The organism is Parabacteroides caecihominis, assembly GCF_023656785.1.
Classification (GTDB): Bacteria; Bacteroidota; Bacteroidia; order Bacteroidales; family Tannerellaceae; genus Parabacteroides; species Parabacteroides segnis.
The window spans coordinates 201,502-221,826 of sequence record NZ_JAMOKS010000006.1 but is presented as its reverse complement, the minus strand read 5'-3'; the positions used below and the strand labels follow the sequence as shown (position 1 = coordinate 221,826).

14 protein-coding genes are annotated in these 20,325 nt (G+C 41.4%); 5 read left to right on the top strand and 9 right to left on the bottom strand.

Annotated elements, in window-relative coordinates; all coding sequences use genetic code 11:
- Positions 1-9 precede the first annotated feature (9 nt).
- The 6 genes from NBH14_RS06855 to NBH14_RS06830 all read right to left on the bottom strand — a co-directional run bounded on the left by NBH14_RS06855 (position 10) and on the right by NBH14_RS06830 (position 10,961).
- Positions 10-1,902 carry a RagB/SusD family nutrient uptake outer membrane protein gene (locus NBH14_RS06855; RefSeq protein ID WP_186958358.1) on the bottom strand — a complete coding sequence of 631 codons (1,893 nt, stop codon included), beginning with the start codon at positions 1,900-1,902 and terminating at the stop codon, positions 10-12.
- A 29-nt stretch (positions 1,903-1,931) separates the two neighbouring features.
- The gene (locus NBH14_RS06850; protein ID WP_186958357.1) at positions 1,932-5,072 is read right to left on the bottom strand and encodes a SusC/RagA family TonB-linked outer membrane protein; all 3,141 of its coding nucleotides are present in this window, start codon (positions 5,070-5,072) and stop codon (positions 1,932-1,934) included.
- 1,253 nt (positions 5,073-6,325) lie between these two features.
- Positions 6,326-7,918 carry a vitamin K epoxide reductase family protein gene (locus NBH14_RS06845; RefSeq protein ID WP_186958356.1) on the bottom strand — a complete coding sequence of 531 codons (1,593 nt, stop codon included), beginning with the start codon at positions 7,916-7,918 and terminating at the stop codon, positions 6,326-6,328.
- Positions 7,919-7,924: 6 nt separating this feature from the next.
- The gene (locus NBH14_RS06840) at positions 7,925-9,172 is read right to left on the bottom strand and encodes a DUF4934 domain-containing protein (protein WP_186958355.1); all 1,248 of its coding nucleotides are present in this window, start codon (positions 9,170-9,172) and stop codon (positions 7,925-7,927) included.
- A gap of 77 nt (positions 9,173-9,249) precedes the next feature.
- Positions 9,250-9,471, bottom strand: coding sequence for a hypothetical protein (locus NBH14_RS06835; protein ID WP_186958354.1), 222 nt, complete (start codon positions 9,469-9,471; stop codon positions 9,250-9,252).
- Positions 9,472-9,533: 62 nt separating this feature from the next.
- On the bottom strand, positions 9,534-10,961 hold the full coding sequence (locus NBH14_RS06830; protein WP_186958353.1) for a glycosyltransferase: 1,428 nt from the start codon (positions 10,959-10,961) through the stop codon (positions 9,534-9,536).
- Positions 10,962-11,275: 314 nt separating this feature from the next.
- Between NBH14_RS06830 and NBH14_RS06825 the strand changes: the two genes are divergently transcribed.
- A complete protein-coding gene (locus tag NBH14_RS06825) occupies positions 11,276-13,600 on the top strand; it encodes a GH92 family glycosyl hydrolase (protein ID WP_186958352.1) in 2,325 nt (774 codons plus the stop codon).
- Between the two features lie 52 nt (positions 13,601-13,652).
- A complete protein-coding gene (locus tag NBH14_RS06820; RefSeq protein WP_186958351.1) occupies positions 13,653-14,846 on the top strand; it encodes a DUF418 domain-containing protein in 1,194 nt (397 codons plus the stop codon).
- A gap of 77 nt (positions 14,847-14,923) precedes the next feature.
- On the opposite strand, the gene NBH14_RS06815 is transcribed toward NBH14_RS06820, so the two are convergent.
- The gene (locus tag NBH14_RS06815; protein WP_186958350.1) at positions 14,924-16,324 is read right to left on the bottom strand and encodes a C1 family peptidase; all 1,401 of its coding nucleotides are present in this window, start codon (positions 16,322-16,324) and stop codon (positions 14,924-14,926) included.
- A 225-nt stretch (positions 16,325-16,549) separates the two neighbouring features.
- Here NBH14_RS06815 and NBH14_RS06810 point away from each other — a divergent pair, with 225 nt between their 5' ends.
- The 3 genes from NBH14_RS06810 to NBH14_RS06800 are packed head-to-tail and all read left to right on the top strand — an operon-like array spanning position 16,550 to position 18,389.
- Positions 16,550-17,518, top strand: a complete 969-nt coding sequence (locus NBH14_RS06810) for an alpha/beta hydrolase (protein ID WP_186958349.1) — start codon at positions 16,550-16,552, stop codon at positions 17,516-17,518.
- A gap of 2 nt (positions 17,519-17,520) precedes the next feature.
- Positions 17,521-17,799, top strand: a complete 279-nt coding sequence (locus tag NBH14_RS06805; protein ID WP_007654224.1) for a DUF2089 family protein — start codon at positions 17,521-17,523, stop codon at positions 17,797-17,799.
- Between the two features lie 2 nt (positions 17,800-17,801).
- On the top strand, positions 17,802-18,389 hold the full coding sequence (locus NBH14_RS06800) for a YIP1 family protein (RefSeq protein WP_122329224.1): 588 nt from the start codon (positions 17,802-17,804) through the stop codon (positions 18,387-18,389).
- An 86-nt stretch (positions 18,390-18,475) separates the two neighbouring features.
- Here the strand turns inward: NBH14_RS06800 and NBH14_RS06795 are convergent, their stop codons facing one another.
- Together NBH14_RS06795 and NBH14_RS06790 are read right to left on the bottom strand one after the other, a co-directional pair.
- Positions 18,476-19,630: an acyltransferase family protein gene (locus tag NBH14_RS06795; protein WP_186958348.1), complete on the bottom strand. Its 1,155-nt coding sequence runs from the start codon at positions 19,628-19,630 to the stop codon at positions 18,476-18,478.
- 112 nt (positions 19,631-19,742) lie between these two features.
- Entirely contained in the window at positions 19,743-20,306 is a 564-nt protein-coding gene (locus tag NBH14_RS06790; protein WP_128133210.1) for a Crp/Fnr family transcriptional regulator, read from the bottom strand.
- Between the last annotated feature and the right edge of the window lie 19 nt (positions 20,307-20,325).

Below are 20,325 nucleotides of genomic sequence, written 5' to 3'. Positions count from 1 at the left end.
ATCATTGGTCTATTCTGTTTCAGGAATTATTTCGCCTACTTTCAGGGGAGTGATATTGTTTTCTGCTCCCGGATATCCGATATTCTGATTGATGACTCCTCCGGTATTTGTCTTGATCGCATTTTCCGGAACGGGCCACAGTGCATGATGTACACTCAGGCGATATTCGCCATAAGGGATAACGATACCTTTATTATAGAAGTTATTGTGTTTGATCACCCAGTCAAAATAGAAATTTACGCCTGCATCTTTGTTGTTTGTTCCGGTTCCACCTGGTCCTGAGAAATTATTCAGGGTATAGATACGTCCTCCGAAAGCCTCACATGCTTTGCCTGTTTTGGCATACAGATAGGATATACGGACCAGTTCTACATGGCGGTTCTCTTCATAATACAACTCACGGGCACGTTCAGCCAGTACTTCTGCTATACCGATCGTGCCGGTCAAAGGCTCGGCTCCGGCACGTGCACGGACGATATTCAGCATGGAGGCGGCGTTGGCATTGTCGCCTTTCCAGTAATAACATTCGGCCATCATCAGATAGGTTTCTGCTGAACGATAGATGTACCAGGGTGTTTCGCCACCCTGAAGATCCTGAGTTTTCGTTGGGTCCGGGACGAACAGTTTATAATGCGGCCACATGTACCAGCAACGGATGGAGTCTGCCACGGAGATGTCGTTCGGACGTACCAGTTGCTGGCCATACCATGGGCTGTTGTTCTTCTTCAGGCTCGGCTCATTATACCGCAGGTCTTCCATACGTTTCCAGCTGTCATGATTGTTCGGGCTGCGCAGGTCATTCTTTTCTTTGTCGGTCCAGATCTCATACTGGAAATAATTCGTAGGACGACAGGTTCCGATGCCACGGCCGTAATTGGCATCATTGTCAATTTCCGTGTTTTTATCTTCGGAAGCAGGGACGATAGCTGTTCCTGATTTCCCGTCGGGTGTCTTGATCGCTGCCCCTTTTGCCCAGTAAGGGAGTCCGTTACGCATCGTATAAATGCGTTTGTCTCCGGCTTCGACGATGTCGGGGTAGGCTACCACATACATGATGCCCTCCGTATTGCTCATGTCTATTTTGGCTTCTACGCTATGCAGGTCATGCATTAAATTCGTATTGGGCTTGTTTTGGTTGGTCGTGAAGCGCTGTGTCATCAGCGGGTGCCGTGCGACGACTTCCTTTCCGATTTCGATGGCCCGGTCAAAGTCTCCTAATGACATGCATATTTTCATCAGCAACATACCGCAGGCATCTTTGTTGGCCCGGCCCCGGTCCATTTGTTCGGGTACCCATTGGTAAGCGAATTCCATATCTTTTTTACATTGCTCAAGAATGCTCCAACGGTCATAGGAGTAAAAGTCAAGTTTCGGCCGGGTAATTTCTTCACTCAACCAGGGAACGTCTCCGAATTGGTGGGTGAGTTTATAGTAACGATAGGAGCGGTGGAAATAGGCTCCGCCCAGTACGGCATTCCGCTCCGCCTCATCCTTGAAAGTGGCGGCATCCAGACGACTGATCACAATATTGGCATACTTGATTCCTTTAAAACCTTCTGCCCAATACCAGCCGTTCTTGCCTTTCATATCATTCTTGGTTCGAGCAGGAAGCATCTCGTTATCGAAGTCCACCAACGAACCGCTTTCGTCGGTTTTCCCATGTACGGCAATATCTGCGGTATACATTTCCGTCAGGATCGGGGCACCGTCCGTAAAGAATTCGTGGCGCATATTACGTTCACAGGCAACCAGTGCCGAATACAAACCGGCAGCATCTACATAGGTATTTTCGGGAGTATAAAAAGATAACGGCTTCGGGTCGAGCCAACTGTCATTGCAGGAATTCAGTAAAGGTAAGGCTGCTAAAGCCAGTACCAGGTATTTTTTATTATTCTGATTCATAATCTTAATTCTTATGGGTTAATCAATGTTTATAAAGAAAAGTTTACGCCGAAATTGACGGTTCTCAGCGTCGTGTCGCCGCCTTCCGGATCGCCGAAAGTCCATCCCGTGATGACGAACGGATTACGGACGGCAACGGAGAAACGCATGTTCTGTACGGAGAATCTTTTCAGGAAATTCTGCGGCACATTATATGACAGTGTGATGTTTTCCATACGTACGAATGTTTTCTTTACATAATTATTGCCGATGTTCTTGGAGCCCAGGCGTCCATAATCGTTCGTCGGATTATCTTTTGTCCAGCGCGGGATATCTACAACGGTGTAGCGGTCGAACATTCCTCCCGTATTGGCTGCCCGGTTGAAGGTCCCGTATTGCCCGATGTGTGAATACACCATAAAGGATAAATTGAAGTTCTTATAGAATGTGAACTCATTTCTCCAGGACCAGCGGAAGCGTGGAGTAGTGTAACCCTGGAATATTTTGTCATCATTATCCATTACCCCGTCGTTGTTCTGGTCGATATATTTGAAATCACCCGGCTTATTCCCATATTTGGCAGCCTCTTCTTCTTCTCCGAGTTGCCAGACGCCGTCGCGTTCATAGTCCCAGATCTGATCCGTATCATGTCCGATAAACCATTTGTTTGCCAGGTCGTCCGCTTCTTTATAACCGATCACATTCCCGTCGGCATCCTTTATTTCTTCTTTGTCTCCGTACAGATGTTTGATTTTCCGCCGGTTGAAAGAGAAGGTTCCGCTCGAATTCCAGGAGAAGTTTCTGTTCTCTATCACATTGGCATTCAAGGTCAGTTCAAAACCGCGGTTGGTCAGTGTTCCCAGATTGGCCTTCACATTGTCATATCCTAAAATAGAGGGCAGGGAGCGGTTAACCAGCAGGTCGTTGGTCTCGGCCATGTAGGTTTCCATGCTACCGCTCAGTCTGTCACCGCACACAGAGAAGTCGATACCTATATTATAAGAGGCAGTACGTTCCCATTTCAATGTATTGTTCGGCATACGGTTGATGTATATCTGGGAGGTAACATACACATTTCCGTTCTGGTCGATATAGGGATGCAGTCCGGAGTTAAGGGAAGCCAGCGCATCATATTGACCGATATCCCTGTTCCCGTTCTGTCCCCAGGAGAAACGGAGCTTCCCGTAATTCAGCCAGCTACCCGATGCCTCCATAAATTTTTCGGAAGTAAAGACCCATCCTAAAGCTACGGCAGGGAATGTGGCACGCGGATTCATCTGCCCGAAAGCGGAATAACCGTCACGGCGTACCGAGGCTGTGATCAGATACTTATCCTTGAATGAGTAGAATATACGTCCCATCAGCGCATCCCCCGTTTTATAAGTATCGTTACTGGAAACGGAAGGAATGGCTCCTGCTCCGATGTTATGATATCCCAGTACGTCGCTTGGGGTAAATTGCTGGTTCTTGGCTACCGTTTGCCACCATTGTCCTTTTTCCGCATTGAACAGGAATGTCGCTTCTACACGGTGATCCTTTCCGAACTCCTGTTTCCAGCGTACAATATGGTCAAGTAGCCAGTTGAACGTTTTCTCGTTTTTACGTTCCGACTTGCCACCTTCTCCGGCCCATTCGGGATGCTGGGACGATTCATGGTTCATGTATTCGTACCAATGGTAACGGGGAGTAAAATTCATTTGATATTCCAGGCCGAAGGGTAGTTTCAGGATGGCATACAAATTGGCATTGAAATCATGGTTTATATCGCGTCTGTCACGGTACAGGTTGTCGAAGAATGGATTTTTTGTATTGTTGTCGCCGGAGGGATACATTCGGTACGGACTATCCAGGTTGTCAATTTCATTGGTCGTGTAAGGCGAATTATGTTCACGCTGGTCGACATCGGCAGCCAGGTAACCGCCGATACGGGTTGCGAACTGGGAATTCAGTCCGACAGTAAGAAAAGAAGTAACCTTTGATTCCAGATTCAGTCGTGAGCGGAAGTTCCGGTAGCGGTCACCGGTTTTTACTCCTTCACGGTCGGCATATCCTAACGACCAGTAATAAGAGAAATTATCCGTACGGTTGGAAATACTGGTGGTATAATCCTGTTGCAAACCGGTTTGATAAACAATGTCATCCCAATTGGTTTCCACGCCGTTCAGATAATTTTCAATTTCGATATTCTGTAGATTCAGACGGGTCAGCCAGGTCGTGACCAGTGTCTTGTCATCAGGCAGGGCTGAACCCGGATTTTTCTGATCGTAATTATACCATGTCAAAGGATCGATTCCCATCGATGACAAGGTTCGCGGGTCGGCATATTTGCCAGGTTGTGCGGTTAACTCGTCTTGTGATAACAAGCCTTCTGCATATTCCTGACGGAAAGCCAGAAAGCCTGCTCCGTCGACAGTTTTAGGTAGTCGGGAATTATGTACCAGGCCGACATTGGCATTAAAAGTGATAACTGGCTTACCTGTATTCCCCTTTTTTGTCGTAATGGCAATAACGCCATTAGCCGCTTTGGCCCCATAGACAGCGACTGAACTGGCATCTTTCAGAACATCGATGCTTTCGACATCCATGGCATTGATATCCTGCATGGAACCGTCATAAATGACACCGTCCAGTACGATCAGGGGAGCTGAACCTGCGCTTAACGTGTTTTTCCCTCGTATTTGCAGGTCGGCTGTACCGGCAGCATCGGTAGACATACTGATGGATAAACCGGCTGCACTGGCACGTAGCAGGTCCTGGACAGACCGTGGAGCTTCTGCTTCCATTTTTTCTGCTTTTACACGGGAAATAGCACCAGTCAGGTCTTTTTTCTTAGCCGTGCCGTAACCGATAACCAGCACTTCGTCCAGTTCTTCGGTGTCTTCTTTTAGCGTGATTGTGAGCATTTCCTGGCCGATGACAGGAACTTCTTCCGTTACATAACCGATATAAGAGCATACTAATACCGGCTTTTTCCCAGATACATTCAGACTGAACATTCCATCACTACCGGTTATGGTCCCATTGGTCTTCCCTTTTTCCATAACATTCACACCGATAAGTGCTTCTCCTGAATGATCTTTTACAATACCTTTAACGGTAGTTCTTTGCGCATAGGCCTGACAGATAAACATCCCTGATAAGAATAGTATCAAGGCGAACCGATGAAAAAAACTGAGAACATGATTTTTCATACAAATACTAATACTAGATATCCATCAATCCCCAAGTGGATGGTTATACAAATAAAAGAGGCGTGAGGATTGTTGATTATATCTAATTGGAGGCTCTCGACTGCCTAAATCCCAATATAAACAACAGCTCACGCCCTTTTATCTTGTTATTCATATAAACATATACATATAGCAATGCCTATGAATAGATATAACAAGGAAGGGTACGTGAGCGTTTTAGTTGTCTATTATCCGGGATTTTAGAAATTGTCGAGATTTCCAATTAGGATAATATCTTTAAAACGCTTCCGTAATCAATAAAATGTACCGACCAATAACGCTTTACCAGTGTGTACGGCAACAAATGTATGGAGAAGTGTTGAATAAAGCAAATAGAAAACAAAAAAAGTTTTGAATTGTTTCTCTGTTCTTTGAATGAATGTACGTTTTACAGGAAAAGGGAAAGCATTGAAGATAAATCGTTTGGGAATGATCAAGTCATGAAACAATCTTCCAGGATTGTTTTTGTGTAGAATAAAAGACTTTTGAAGATTGTTTTTTTATTCAAATAAAATGCTGAAAGCTTTGTGTATAAAGGATGTTTTTATCATGCATTCTTTTTAAACTATTGTTATCCTCCGCTTCTAGCAATCAAGTAAATGGTAAAATTAAAATAACATAAAAATAGTATATATTAAGATGTTATGATCGTAAATAGGCTTTAAAAGAAACAGGTTTGTTTTTTATTTCTTCATTCTAGAAGACTTATATTTGCATTTGTTAACGCTATGGGTGTCAAATATCGACTTTTTATTTCGCTTAAAACGATAAAACTTTTGTTTAAAACGAACTTCAACTTCGTTTTAAACAAGATAAATTTTTGCTGTAATGAAGAATTTCTTAATTTAGCGAAGAAAAACACATCTGTTTAGTGCTTCTCAAAGTGAAAATCATATGTTTTTTAACAGCTTTTATTTCCAGAACAGCCTTTTTTTAATGCATGTCGTGATTATCAATATGTCGGCGATATAAAAAACAGTGCGTTATATTGGTAGCAGTAATAGATGATATATGCTTTTGTGTTATAAATATGATAACAATTAGATCATAACAAGCGGAAGCAAGTCCGCGAGAGTCTTATAAAATAGATCATCGTTCCCCAATACCCGTACAATTCATCCAGTATACACATAAAATATCATTTTGACAATCGATTAATTTTGAGGAAACTCTCCTGAAACTTTGCATCCAATAGTTAGTTAGCCGGATCGGACTTAAAGATCTCCTATCACTCCGTATTCCAAAAAATAAACCAAATCCTCATTAGTGTAAATCTCCGGCAATTTCCGATTTCCGACAAAGACCGCAGGTGTCTGATTGAGATGTATTTGCTTCCTCCAAATAAAATGCTTTGCTTGTTCTTGTTTAGCAAGATCTGAAAAACGGATATCACCAAATTCTTTTTGGAACAGTGGATAGTCTTTATGTTCTTTCCAAAATCCAAACGCTTTTAGAAACAAACTTTTGTCTTGATAATACATTGTTATCAAACTCAATCCTATTTGTTGGTCCCGTATTTCTTCATCCATACCCATGAAACGAATGTTCAAACAAAAAGTATTGGGATATCGGTTTATCAAATCCTGTAGCTGACTATACAAGTTGAGACAAGGTGTGCAAAATAGATTGATAGCGATTGTTACCATATGGCTATTCCGATTGCCGATGAGGATATCTCCTTCTGAAAAAAACATATCCATAACTGGTTGTTGGTCCAACATCGACCGGAATACAGGACTATTACGTTTTAATGCCAAATAATTCAATTCTTTTTCTTCTATTTTTAAATAGGCTTTGATGAAACTGTTTAATAAATTCCAAACCAATGCTAACACCAAGAAAAACAGTCCGCTAATATAACAATAATATACTGTGGGAAAGTAGAAGCCATTTGTCAAAATTCGGATACTCCCTAAGATGATCTCCATTAACAGAGTCATCAATATCCCCAAGCACAACGGGCACCATTTTTTTACTTTGAAACGCTGGTAACTCAATGAAAAAAGAATATAGGGCAAAGAACAAAAAGATAAAAGTCCCAATATATCCAACATTTTTTGAGCTTCTACAATTCCATAAAACAAAAATAACAGGAGCATTAATCCACCTGAAAAATAAACCATGCCAATATCGGACATTTTTATTAACCCGAAGAGTTTCGATGCTTTTGAATTTAAAACAGCATCACAACTGAATGCTTTTGTCAGTGTACAAAAATTCCGTTCTATGCGTCCCCTTTTCTCCCAGTCATGTCTCAACAAGAAAATAGAAACCAACAGGCCGATTATCTTTAATATGGAAAAACCATATAAATAAAAGTCCTTTTCAATCGGTACTGCCCAAAATAACGAAAGTATTAATAAACAAACCATTACTAATAATAACAGCATTCTGTATTTTTTGAATCTGTTCAAAAAATAACATTTCCAAGAAAAAGAGTCAGATTCTATTGCATACAGAGCAACACCGTTCCAGTGTTCGAGAAAACTGTCCCGTGGCTCTGTTTTCTTCTTTAAGTTACTTTTATAATAAGTGATCTCGTCTGAGGTTACATCTGTTGCTATGACAAAACGAGGGATTCCATCCTGATAGTGCAGCATTACCGGTGTTCCATATTCTATCAATTGATTCCATCCAATTTTTAAAGCTTGGTGTCTGATACCCCAAATGGACAAAATATCCGTAAACGATTTTAAGGACGGATAAGAATCTGAGGAATACAACAGTTTTCTCAAATCCGCCGGATCAACACAAATCCGGTGAAGTTGTAAAAACTTATCACAAACATTAAAAAATGAATTATCCATGATTTCCTATTTCAGTTTCACCACCATCAATACCGGATTATCGTCTGAATTTAATTTCTCAGCAATGGACTTCAATTCTGCAGAAGGATTTGATAGCTGTCCATATATGTCTAAAAATTCATCTGCAGTCCACCAAGTAACCATTTCGTCTTCTGCCGATATATATTTCGGCCAGAAACAGGGACCACCGTCCAAATCGTTTCGGAAACCTAAATATTTGTGTTTGACAGGCTGGTTCAATAATATAAGTTTACCTGTATTTTTGTCAAATATAGAACATACTGAAACATTCATACGTTTTCTTGTTTGCCAGCTACGTTGATTAAGAGATCTTTGTTCGTATTCAAATTTTTCCGGTGCATTATTTCCAAAGCTGAATTTGAAAAACAGATAATTTTTAGACTCCATAATTATTTCCGGAAATATATGATAGACCATTGCTTGATCTGTTCGGTAAGAGAACATCCATTCTGTTGGAGCCTTGTATTTTCCATAATCAAATACATAGGCAACTTCTAAATCCTGCTTCGCATTGAACGTGAATATGGTATCATCCCAGGCGCGCCAATAACGAATCTGATCTTTTCCCTTGAATATCTTGCCATCTGTAGTTCCCCAGCTCCCTTTGCTTATCCCTGTTTTTTCACGCTGGAAATAATTCAAATAGGTTCGAATTATTTTTAATCCCGTTTCCTCTTTTTCATATAAAAACGCCTTATATTCGCGAGTTTCCGGAGATGAGATAGTTGACAAATATAAATTCTTACCTGCATACATTGTCTTAAAAGGATAATATCCGGCAGAATCCATTTTTATTTTCTCATCAATTAAAACACCGTCCCAATTGTATTCGAAACATTTGGGTATTGCTTCCAATAATATGGTCTTATTCTTGTTATCAGTGTCAACAGAGCGTATGCTACTATATTGTCCGGGACCATGGCCTATACTTCCTATTGGAATAACATAATTACCTTCTTCATCAAATAAGTAATATTTTGATGTTTGCCCCAATGGTGCATCGCCAATCAAATATTTATTTCCTATCGGTATTGCATTTGTAAGTTTTCCGATTAATATGCTATCCGTTGTTTCCAACGGAATATATTTCACAGACTTTGCATAATCGCTTAAATTCAATATTTCACCAGAACCAACAGCTTTCGATATTGGTATAATTTTTTCTTCAGTCCTATCTTCGTGAAAGGAACAAGATGTAAATAGTAATATTATTGTTATCGTTATATATTTCATGATTGTCTGTTTGTATTATAAAAAAGAATGTCATATTATATTATGTAGAACAAAATGTGACATTCTTTCTGATTCTTTTAACAATTACATTTCCTTTTTGCATAAGAAGTGTTGCATTCCCAATGATAATGTCCACCCATATGATAAGCTCCTGCAGCATTAGAACAGCCACGATCTGTGCCAGATTTCCACCAACAACATTCACTACCGCTATAGCCTCCCAGAATCATTTTTTGTTCATCTTTCGTCAATTTTTGACTTTCTGAAGCATCCAAAAATTTCACTCTAGCTAACTTCATAAATTTGATTTCTAATTATGCGTCACAATCCCGGTCGATCTGCTTCACCGATATATAACTTTCTATATATTTAGTTTGAGTATTAGACTCATGCCTACTCCCGCAGCTCCTCTATTTAGACCAAAGTTCCATCCACCAAAAGAAAGTGTAGTAGGTAATGGAAGTATGATCATTTTAAAGAATTCATTCCAGTCTATAGATTGAGTAACTGTATTTTGTAAATTTATACAACATTGGTTTAACAACGACGAGTATGGATTACTCCATTTGACATGATTTTCCAAAGTTGTTATTTTATCTAATAATTGCTCTCTGTATGAGACATCAAAAATCTTTTTTATATCTTTTTTACCACTACTTAACCGATAAGATACATAATATGCAATGCCAATTATTCCTGATTCAAAAGACCAATCTTCTGTGTCAAACTTTGTTTTAGAGACAACCATTCGATCAATATTTTCTAATACTTCGTCTAATTCACCTTCTACAAACTTTTCAGAAATTAAAAAACCAAGAAATAAACCTAAACCACATAACCCAGAGCTGATGCCAACGGGTATATCTGTTTTCAATTTTTTGATCATATCACTTAACATCTGATCTGCCAATTTTAGATATTCATGATTTTTAGAATATTTGGAATAACAATAAAAAAACAATATTAATCCTATTTTCCCATGAAACAAACCACTCTCATCAACATATGAAACAATGGAGCGGATGTAAGCTGCTAAATGAATTAAAAAAACATCGTTATCTTTTGGAGGATAAAATATACCCATTTCATGTTGATAACGCATTTGAATATAACTTCCGTATATATTTTGTTTTTCCATATAAAGAGAGGATAGCTGATCCTCTCGCAATCTTCGATTTAATAAAATATCCGGTAGATTTACTATTTTTCCATTTATAGCTAAACGCAAAGTTAAATCATAGTCTTCTGCGCAAATTGAATCTTCTTTGTAAAAATTAATCTTACTCATAGATTCAGAACGTATCATCATTGTTGGATGTAGCATACAATAAGTCATGAGTAAAATATATCGAATTTCATGCCATTCTATAGGCTGTATGATCACTTTATTTTTTCCTATTAATCGATAAGCTGTCCCACAAGCCAACACATCAGAATGCTTCTCCATATATTCTACTTGCCTTTCCAACCTTTCCGGCAACGCTACATCATCCGCATCCATCACGGCAATGTATTTTCCTCTTGCCAAACGACATCCTCGATTTCTCGCTGGGTAGTTTCCTTCATTTTTATCATTGAACAGTAAGGAAATGCGGGGATCGGAGAATGAACGTAATATTTCCCGAGTACGATCCGTAGATCCGTCATCCACAATAATAAACTCGAAGTCGCAATATGTTTGATCCAGTATACTGCAAACTGCTTCTTCTACATATTTTTCGACATTATAAGCCGGCATCACGACTGATATGAATGGTGTTTTTTCAGATTGTTTTTTCATTTTGTCCATAGTAATAAATTTAAAATCTATTTTGAACTTTCGATTCTAAAGATACGAAAAATGATTTTGAGTTTATAAGATGACAGGCAATGAATCTGAAAGGATTAACATTAAATAATGCTTTTGTCAATTTATCAGACAATACCAAAAACGATTTTTCAGATCAATAGTGAAGAGGAATAAATTAGTATCCCTGCTTTCGCCGGTTAGTTTGTGATTGTATCCTCTGATGATGTAATAAACACTTAGAATGCGGAGAACGGGAAATGAAGTGTTGGAGATAAAATAGTATCTTTGTCTCATTCTTATCAATCGATAGCATTATGAAAAAAAAGATTAGTTTGTGTTTATTGGTTCTTGGTGCAATTTATACTTCCTGTGGCTCAGTGAAAGACCGGTCGGAGGAGCAACAGGCCCTTTTTTCTTATGTAAACCCTTTTATCGGGGCATCCACCAGTATGGATGCAGGAGGTTCTTATCATGGTCTGGGGAAGACTTTTCCCGGGGCAACGGCGCCGTTCGGGATGGTACAGGTCAGTCCGAATACGATTACAGGAGGGGATAACGGTTCCGGGTATAGTGACGAACATACTTTTATCGAAGGTTTTGCTTTTACACAAATGAGCGGGATTGGCTGGTATGGCGATCTGGGAAATCTGTTGGTTATGCCCACGGTAGGGAAACTGCATACATTTTCGGGAACATCGGACGATCCGGATAAGGGATACCGGTCCCGGTACGACAAGTCTTCGGAAGAAGCATCTGCCGGTTATTACGCTGTGATGCTGACGGATTATCAGATAAAAGCGGAGGCAACGGCACTTCCCCATAGCGGAATGTTGCGTTTTACATTCCCTAAAAGTAAAGAATCGCGTATCCAGATAGACCTGGCGAGAAGGGTGGGGGGAACCTCCACTTGGCAAGCCGTCGAAGTGATTAACGATCATACGATTCGCGGAGAGATGAAATGTCCTCCCGAAGGCGGCGGTTGGGGTAATGGCGACGGTAAAGCAGATTATACCGTCTATTTCTATGCCGAGTTCTCGAAACCGTTCCGGTCGCATGGCGTATGGTCGGCCGATATACCGGACGACTGGACGCGCAAACGTGGAGATATAGAGAGCGAACGCTATCAGGATGTAGTGAGGAATGCCCGGATCATTCCGGACGTGACTTCTTATGTAGGCAAACATCTTGGATTCTATGCTGACTTTGAGACGGAAACCGGCGATCAGATTCTGATGAAAAGCGGTATCTCTTTTACCAGTATGAGGAATGCGGAAGAGAACCTGCATTCGGAAATGAATGCGTGGGATTTTGATGCGACACTGGCATCCTGCCGGCAGTTATGGAATGACGCACTTTCCAAAATATCCGTGTCTGGCGGAACGGAAGACGAAAAGCATATCTTTTATACAGCCCTTTATCACACGATGATCGATCCCCGTGTTTGCAGTGATGTAAACGGAGAGTATATGGGAGCGGATAAACAGGTACATATAACAGACCAGTTTTCTAAACGGACGATCTTTAGCGGCTGGGATGTTTTCCGGAGCCAAATGCCTTTGCAGACGATTATTAATCCGACTCTGATCAATGACCAGATTAATTCGTTGGTTGAGATTGCGGACCAGAGCGGAAATAACTATCTGGAACGTTGGGAGTTGCTGAATGCTTATTCCGGCTGTATGCTGGGAAATCCGGCTATCTCCGTGTTGTGTGACGCTTATTCTAAAGGAATCCGTTCGTATGATATAGACAAGGCTTATCAGTATGCTTTGAATACATCCCGGATGTTTGGAAATAATGAGAACGGATATACACCGGGCTCCATTTCCCATACATTAGAATATGCTTACAACGACTGGTGTATGGCCCGTTTGGCCGAATGGCTGGGGAAAGAGGCGGATAAGGATGTTTTTGATCGTAGGGCAGGAACTTATACGACCCTGTACGATCCGGATTACGGATGGTTCCGTCCCCGTAATGAAAAAGGGGAATATTTGCCGTTGCCGGAACAGGGAAGACTGGCCGAAGGATATGGCTGTGTGGAAAGTAATGCCTACCAGCAAGGCTGGTTTGTACCTCATGATGTGGAAGGTATGGTTAAACTGATGGGCGGACGGGAAAAGGTACTGGCCGATCTGACGGATATGTTTGAACAAACACCTGCCAACTATTTATGGAATCAATATTATAATCATGCCAACGAGCCGGTACATCACGTGCCATTCCTGTTCAACCGCCTGGGTGCTCCGGAGCTTACACAGAAATGGACGCGGGATATTTGCCGGAATGCTTATAAAAATTCAGTGCTGGGATTGGTCGGTAATGAAGATGTCGGCCAGATGTCTGCCTGGTATGTGTTGGCGGCTAGTGGATTACATCCGGTTTGTCCGGGCGATCAGCGGTATGAACTGACGAGTCCGGTGTTTGAGAAGGTTGTCTTCAATCTGGACCCGGACTATGCTGAGGGAAAGACTTTCGTGATTGAAGCTCACAATAATAGCCCTGAAAATATATATATCCAACAGGCTACTCTAAATGGAAAGCCTTACGATAAATGTTATCTGATGCATGCCGACCTGATGAAGGGAGGAACTTTGGTATTGCAGATGGGAGCAAAGCCTTCGGATTGGGGAAAATAGAACGAGATAAGAAACATTTATATAGATTGAATATCTGATACATAAATAAGAGATGATACATACTATTCAAAAATCCGAACGCTTGAATGTGGTAGATGCGCTTCGTGGCTTTGCTTTGTTGGCTATTGTGCTGTTGCATAATCTTGAACATTATAATATATATTTCATTCCGGAATTTCAGCCGGCCTGGTTGCATGTCCTGGACAAATGGATGTGGAATAGCTTTTTCTTTCTGTTTGGCGGAAAGGCTTATGCTACTTTCTCCCTGCTTTTTGGCTTCAGCTTCTATATCCAGTTTCATCATGCGGAACAGAAAGGAATCGATTTTCGGGGACGTTTTGCCTGGCGGTTAGTGCTGTTGTTCTTGTTTGCCCAGCTTCATGCTTTGTTTTATAATGGGGATATTCTGGTACTCTATGCTGTAGCCGGCTTTGTTCTTATTCCGGTCTGTAAGCTGAAAGATAAAGTCGTTTTTTGGATCGCTGTCTGTTTATTGCTTCAGCCTTTTGAACTGGGCAGGATGTTGTATGCGTTATTAGATCCGGATTATGTCGCTGCCGGGAAGAGATTTTTGATCTATTCAGAGCGGGTAGGAGGAGTGACTATGAATGGTTCCTTCTGGGAGGTCTTGCGCAGTAATATATGGGACGGACAATTGTACAGCAATTTTTGGCAGGTGGAAAATGGACGGTTGTTTCAGACATCGGCCTTGTTTATGTTTGGTATGTTATTAGGACGTAACGGTTCTTTCATAAAAAGTGACCGTACGATTGGCCTTTGGAAACGTATCTTAGGTATAGGCATATTGGCATTTATTCCGCTGTATCTACTTCGGGTTTTTGTTCCTGGACAGATAAGTAATCCATCCGTGTTGCTTCCATATAATATAATCACTCAATCTCTTGGCAATTTTGCATTTATGCTTATCCTGGTTTCGGCTTTTGTGCTGATTTGGTTTAAAAAAGGGGATGGGTGTAACTGGCAAAAATTTATTATCCCTTACGGACGTATGAGCCTGACGAACTATATTTCGCAGTCTATCATAGGTGTCTGTATTTATTATGGATTTGGTTTGGGGCTGTACCGTGTTACCGGGGCTACGGAGAGTTTGCTTATCGGGGTATTTATTTTCACCGTCCAATGGGTATTCAGCCGTTACTGGCTGTCGGGGCACAAACAAGGGCCATTGGAGTATTTGTGGAAACAAGGAACCTGGATAGGAAGTAAAAACAATAAAAAGAAGTAATCTGAAAGCGTAGATAAAACAAAAGCGGTAGACTGTGTCTGCCGCTTTTGTTTTATCTGCATTCTTCAATATAACGATCAATTTTCGTCAGCAAACATCGGGTCCCAGGCCGGAAGACGGGTTGGTGTTTGTTTGAGGACGTCTTTTACTTTGTCGGTGATATATTTCTTATCGACTACCAGACGGAACATATATTCGTTGAACCATTCGTCGGTCATGATCAGATGTCCGTTGTTGGCACCCGGTCCCCAACTGTTTTCGACCATCCATTTTTTCGGTTGGCCGTTGGCGTCCAGGTCCACTGCCATTAAGGTCATGGCATGCGACGAGCCGCTGGCGAATGTCTGGATACGTTGTTTCTTATCCATACCGAAAGTGGTACCCATCAGTGAGCCGTAATCGTAATAGTTCACGTCCAGCAGGCCACGTTCACGATCGAAGAATTTACCCACGTCGCAAGAGAAGTACATCATGGTGCTGTCTTTGATAGAGGCGATAGCCATTTCCTTGATGTCCTCTATCGGCAGGTTAACGTATGTCCAGTTCTTGCCGTCATAGCGGTGGCGGTCGAAGTCGATTTCGTATAACTTATAATATTCGCGGCTCGGATCGTTCATCAACATGACATAATTGTTTGTCAGGTCTTTGCCGATATATTCGTCGAAGAATGACTGGGGCGTGTATTCTTTCGTTTCAACCGGATTGCCTTTGGCGTCTTTGCGTGTCCAGGTAAATTTCGTAGGCGGTTCACCCAGGTTGAGGACCAGCATCCGGTAAATAGTTCCCAGCATTTCGGTTTTATTCTTTTCCAGTGCGGCTATTTTAGCCCCTTTGGCTGACTGGTCGCGTAGTTGCAAGCCAAATTCTTTCAGTTTGAGACCGATCAGGTTTGCCATTCTTCCGGTGCTCTCGCTACTATTGGTTTCTACCATTACGTCGGAGGGAACAACGCCGTATTTTCCCAGGATATCGGATATTCCGGTAAACTGTCCTCCGTCGCTGAGCGGGTTTTTAAATAACCATTCCACCATCTTGTCATCCATCGGTTTTTCCCGGGTATCGATGATGCCTTGCAGGAAAAGGTTTGCTTTTTCAAGTTGGTCCCAGAAGAAAGAATAGTTTTGTGAGAACTGGAAATCTCCCATATCATATTTAGCGATCGCCTGTGCACGGAATACATTCAGTCCGGTAAACAACCAGCAACGTCCGGAAGATTTCTGGTTGGTGATGCCTTTACCGTTTACTTTGTGAGAAAAGTAAGTGTCGAAATTGTTTTTGCTTTCAGCGTTTACAGCCAGTTTGTTGATGTCGTTATTACTGATCGCATTATGAATTGCTTTATCAGTCGGTGTTCCTTTGTAAGATTGTTTGATCTGTTGCAGCATCTCCGCGGAAATACCTCCGTCGGCTTGCTGTCCGTAGGTGGATAACGCGATGCCCAAGGCCAGGGTGGTTATCCATAGGTTGTTTCGTTTCATGATATAGTTCGTTTATGTTATGTATTTAATCTGTTGCAAAGATAAGGGATACAAATTGGAATGGCTAAAATATGGTAAAAGAAAAATAAGGGATATTCCGGGATAGGAATACCTTACCTGGTATGAATTATTTTTATCTATAATTGAATAAAGTTTATATCATGTTGAATTTTATTCAATATAATTCATATATTTGTCCGGATAAGTTATTAGAAAAGCAATAATATGAAACAGGTAAAATTATTATTCAGCATTATCTTCTCTTTCGTTACCGTTGTTTGTTTCGGGCAATTACAACCGCTGGCCGATGAGGCGGTAACTTTGAATACTCAAAACGGAGCCATTCATGGAAAAATACTTCTTCCTCCGGGAATGAAATCTTCTCCTGTAGTCTTGTTGATTGCCGGATCAGGACCGACTGATATGGATGGTAATTCTGCGATCGGACAGATGACGAATAATTCTTTGAAGTATCTGGCCGAAGATCTGGCAAAGCAGGGTATAGCTTCTTTACGTTTCGACAAACGGGGAATAGCATCCAGTGCACCGGCAGGAAAGAAAGAGTCTGACTTGCGTTTTGAGGATTATGTCAACGATGTGAAAGGCTGGATCGATTATCTGGGAAAGGATTCACGTTTTACCGGTATTACGGTGATCGGCCATAGTGAAGGTTCGTTAATCGGGATGCTGGCATGCCGTAATAATCCGAAAGTAAAGGCTTTTGTTTCTTTGGCAGGGGCGGGAAGACCGGCTTATGAGATAATAGAAAAACAGCTTTCGTCCCAACCTGAATCTGTCAGGAATATGGTCGCTTCTATCAATGATTCGTTGAAGCAGGGTAAATTAGTCCCGAATGTGCCGTTCGGTATGGAGGCTTTATTCAGGCAATCGGTCCAACCCTATATGATATCATGGTATAAATATAATCCCCAACAGGTAATTAAGGAGTTGAAAATTCCGGTGTTGATCGTACAAGGGAAAAATGATATACAGGTTCTGGTGGAAGATGCGGAGTTGTTGAAGAAAGCGGCTCCTTCTGCAACGCTTCTTTTGATAGAAAAGATGAACCATGTACTGAAAGATTGTGATACGGCTGATCCTCAAAAACAGATGGCGGTGTATGCAAATCCTTCTTTACCGGTTAATGCCACTTTGATTTCGTCGTTAAGTTCGTTTATTAAAGAGAAAAAGTAATTATGGGAGAAGTCAGAAAACGCTTGCCGTTGCAGTGTCCGGCCTGTGATTCCCCTCTGAGAGTGGGGAGGTTGTTTTGCGGACAATGCGACACGGAGGTTTGCGGGAACTTTGAACTGCCTCTTTTGGCACGGTTGACTGAGAAAGAACAACAGTTTATCGTTGATTTTATTAAGTCGAGCGGAAGCCTGAAAGACATGGCGAAGAGTATGGGAGTGAGTTATCCTACCGTCAGGAATGTATTGGATGATCTGATTGATAAATTAAATAAGATAGAGTAGTTATGAAAAAACAGTGGTTGAATTTTCTTGTTAATCCGTTTGAATGGATTGCCGGAGGACAAGCGTTAGGGTGGGGATTATTAGGAATGGTAGTTTCTACAGTTATATGTTATCTTTCCGGCTGGCATTATCACGGGTTGTTACATTTTGGTCCGGCACCTAATCCGGCCTGGTGGTGTTATGCGGTGGAACATCTGGTTGTCTGGATAGTTCCGGCTGTGTTGTTTTATCTGGGTGGACTGATCCTGTCACGTTCACGGATAAGGGTAATCGATGTATTGGGGACTGTTGCTTTTGCCCAGTTACCTTTTATCTTTATGAATTTATTCAATATGCTGCCTCCGATGCAAAACCTGGCGAAGATCGATATGAATGTGCCGCCGATGGAGCTAATGGCTCAACCCGGTTTCCTGGTCGGGATATGGCTGTCGTTGATCGGTATGATATTTTTGGTGTGGGCATTGGTATGGATGTTCAAGGCTTTGAAAGTGTCCTGTAATTTGAAAGGATATCCGTTAGGTATTCTTTATTGTGTGGCTGTGTTTGGCGGGGATATTCTTTGCCGGTATCTGATCGGTTTGTGTTATTAATATATTGCAGACACGGATTTTACGGTTCTTGTATAAAGTGTTATCCGTAAAATCCGCGTCTGTATTATAATTAATGTATAGAATACTTATTTCTTAGCCAGGAACTTTTTGCTTAACCATTTTCTTACCGGTTCGTCATATAGTTTCAGGCACAGATAAGCCACAACTATATTTATGACAAGAACACCCAATACCATCTGCCAGGTTTCTCCGAGAGTGAAAAGCTGCTTGTCGATCAACCAGGCATAGAACAGGTACATGAACGGATAGTGTATGATATAAAGCGGGAAAGAGATATCCCCTAAAAATTTACAAATCTTCGTAGACTTTATATCCGTAGTAGTTCCCGATGCTCCCAACCAAATAAGGATAGGGAAAACGATGATGATACAAAACGATTCGTAAAGTCCGTTTATGCAAATCGGGTCGGTTCCTTCCAGATAAGGAACTGAGAACAATCCCAGTAATATAATCGAACAAATCCAGAAAGCGCCTCTAATCTTTATGGGTTTGAAGTTACGGGATAAGAGCATACCCATGGAGAAAGGGAAAAGCATTCGTAACAATCCGCCGATAAAGTTCACGCCATCCAGTGTCCAACCCACTCCGATATTACCGTATCCGGAAACATTGAGGGAAGCGAACGCAGCCAATGCCACACCCATCAAAAAGACGACTACAGTCAATGCTTTGGTGGATAATCGGCGAATAAACAAGGCATAAAGAATATTACCAATATACTCGAAGAATAATGACCAGCTGGGACCGTTCAACGGAAACATTTCACCATTCCCTCTGACATCGTAACTGGCTCCCGGTATGGCGGGTATGAAAAACAGGGAGCAAAGTAAAGATAACATAACTGTGGAGATAGCCACATGTGTTCCGTCCCATTTTACACTGCCTTGAATAAGGAAAGTGATAAGACCCAGAACCGCTCCCATGATAACCATCGGATGCAGACGGATTAAACGGCGTTTAAAGAAATCTTTCAGGGTTAAACTCTTTGCCCAACGGTCGTCGTAAGCATAGCCGATAACGAAGCCGGATAGGATAAAAAAGAAATCAACGGCCAGATAGCCATGGTTGATACCTCCGATGGTATCGCTGCCTCCGGCAAAAGCGTAGCCTTCGTACACATGATACCATACGACTAAAAGGGCCGCTACCCCTCTTAATCCGTCAAGAAGGTCGTAATGAGGTTTAGTGTCTGTAAATGCAGCGGAAGAAATGTTTTGCATGATAAAATTTATAATTTAGATTATTATTGTAAGCTGTTGTCAATGACGCCCCAAAATTAGAGAACTTCTGTTTCCTAACATTTGTCCTACGTCAAATTTTGCCGGGGAAAGATTATTTCTGAGCTCTGAGACGGCTGAGTGTCGACAGCGTTATTCCCAGATATGAAGCAATATATCCCAGTTGTGCCCGCTGGCAAACCAGAGGAAACTGCTGTTTAAATTCTTCGTACCTCTCTTTGGCCGATAATGTAAGATGTTCCTTATGTGAACGGTGTAATCGTCTGTATTCGTTTTGATGAATGACTCTTCCCCAATTGGCTAATTCAATATTTGTTTCAAACAGCCGGAGTAAGTCGGTCAGTGATATTCTATAGGCAACAACGTCTTCAAGTGTTTCCACAAATTCTTCACTGGGTTTGTTATAGTATAATTCGTCCATGCTGAAAACAATTCCCCCTTCGTCAGAGAAGGAAGTTGTTATTTCTTCCCCGTTTACCAGCCAGAAAGAGCGGGTCATTCCTTTCTCTATGAAATAAGCTGATTTGCAAAACATATCTGCCTTTATCAACTGATATTTTTTAGGGAAATGGCATAAAGTCACATTTTCTTTCAATATTCGTATCGTATCATCTGAAATGGGGTACGAAGAGTTTATCTTTTCTATAACATTCATCATAAGGCAAATCCTAAATTGC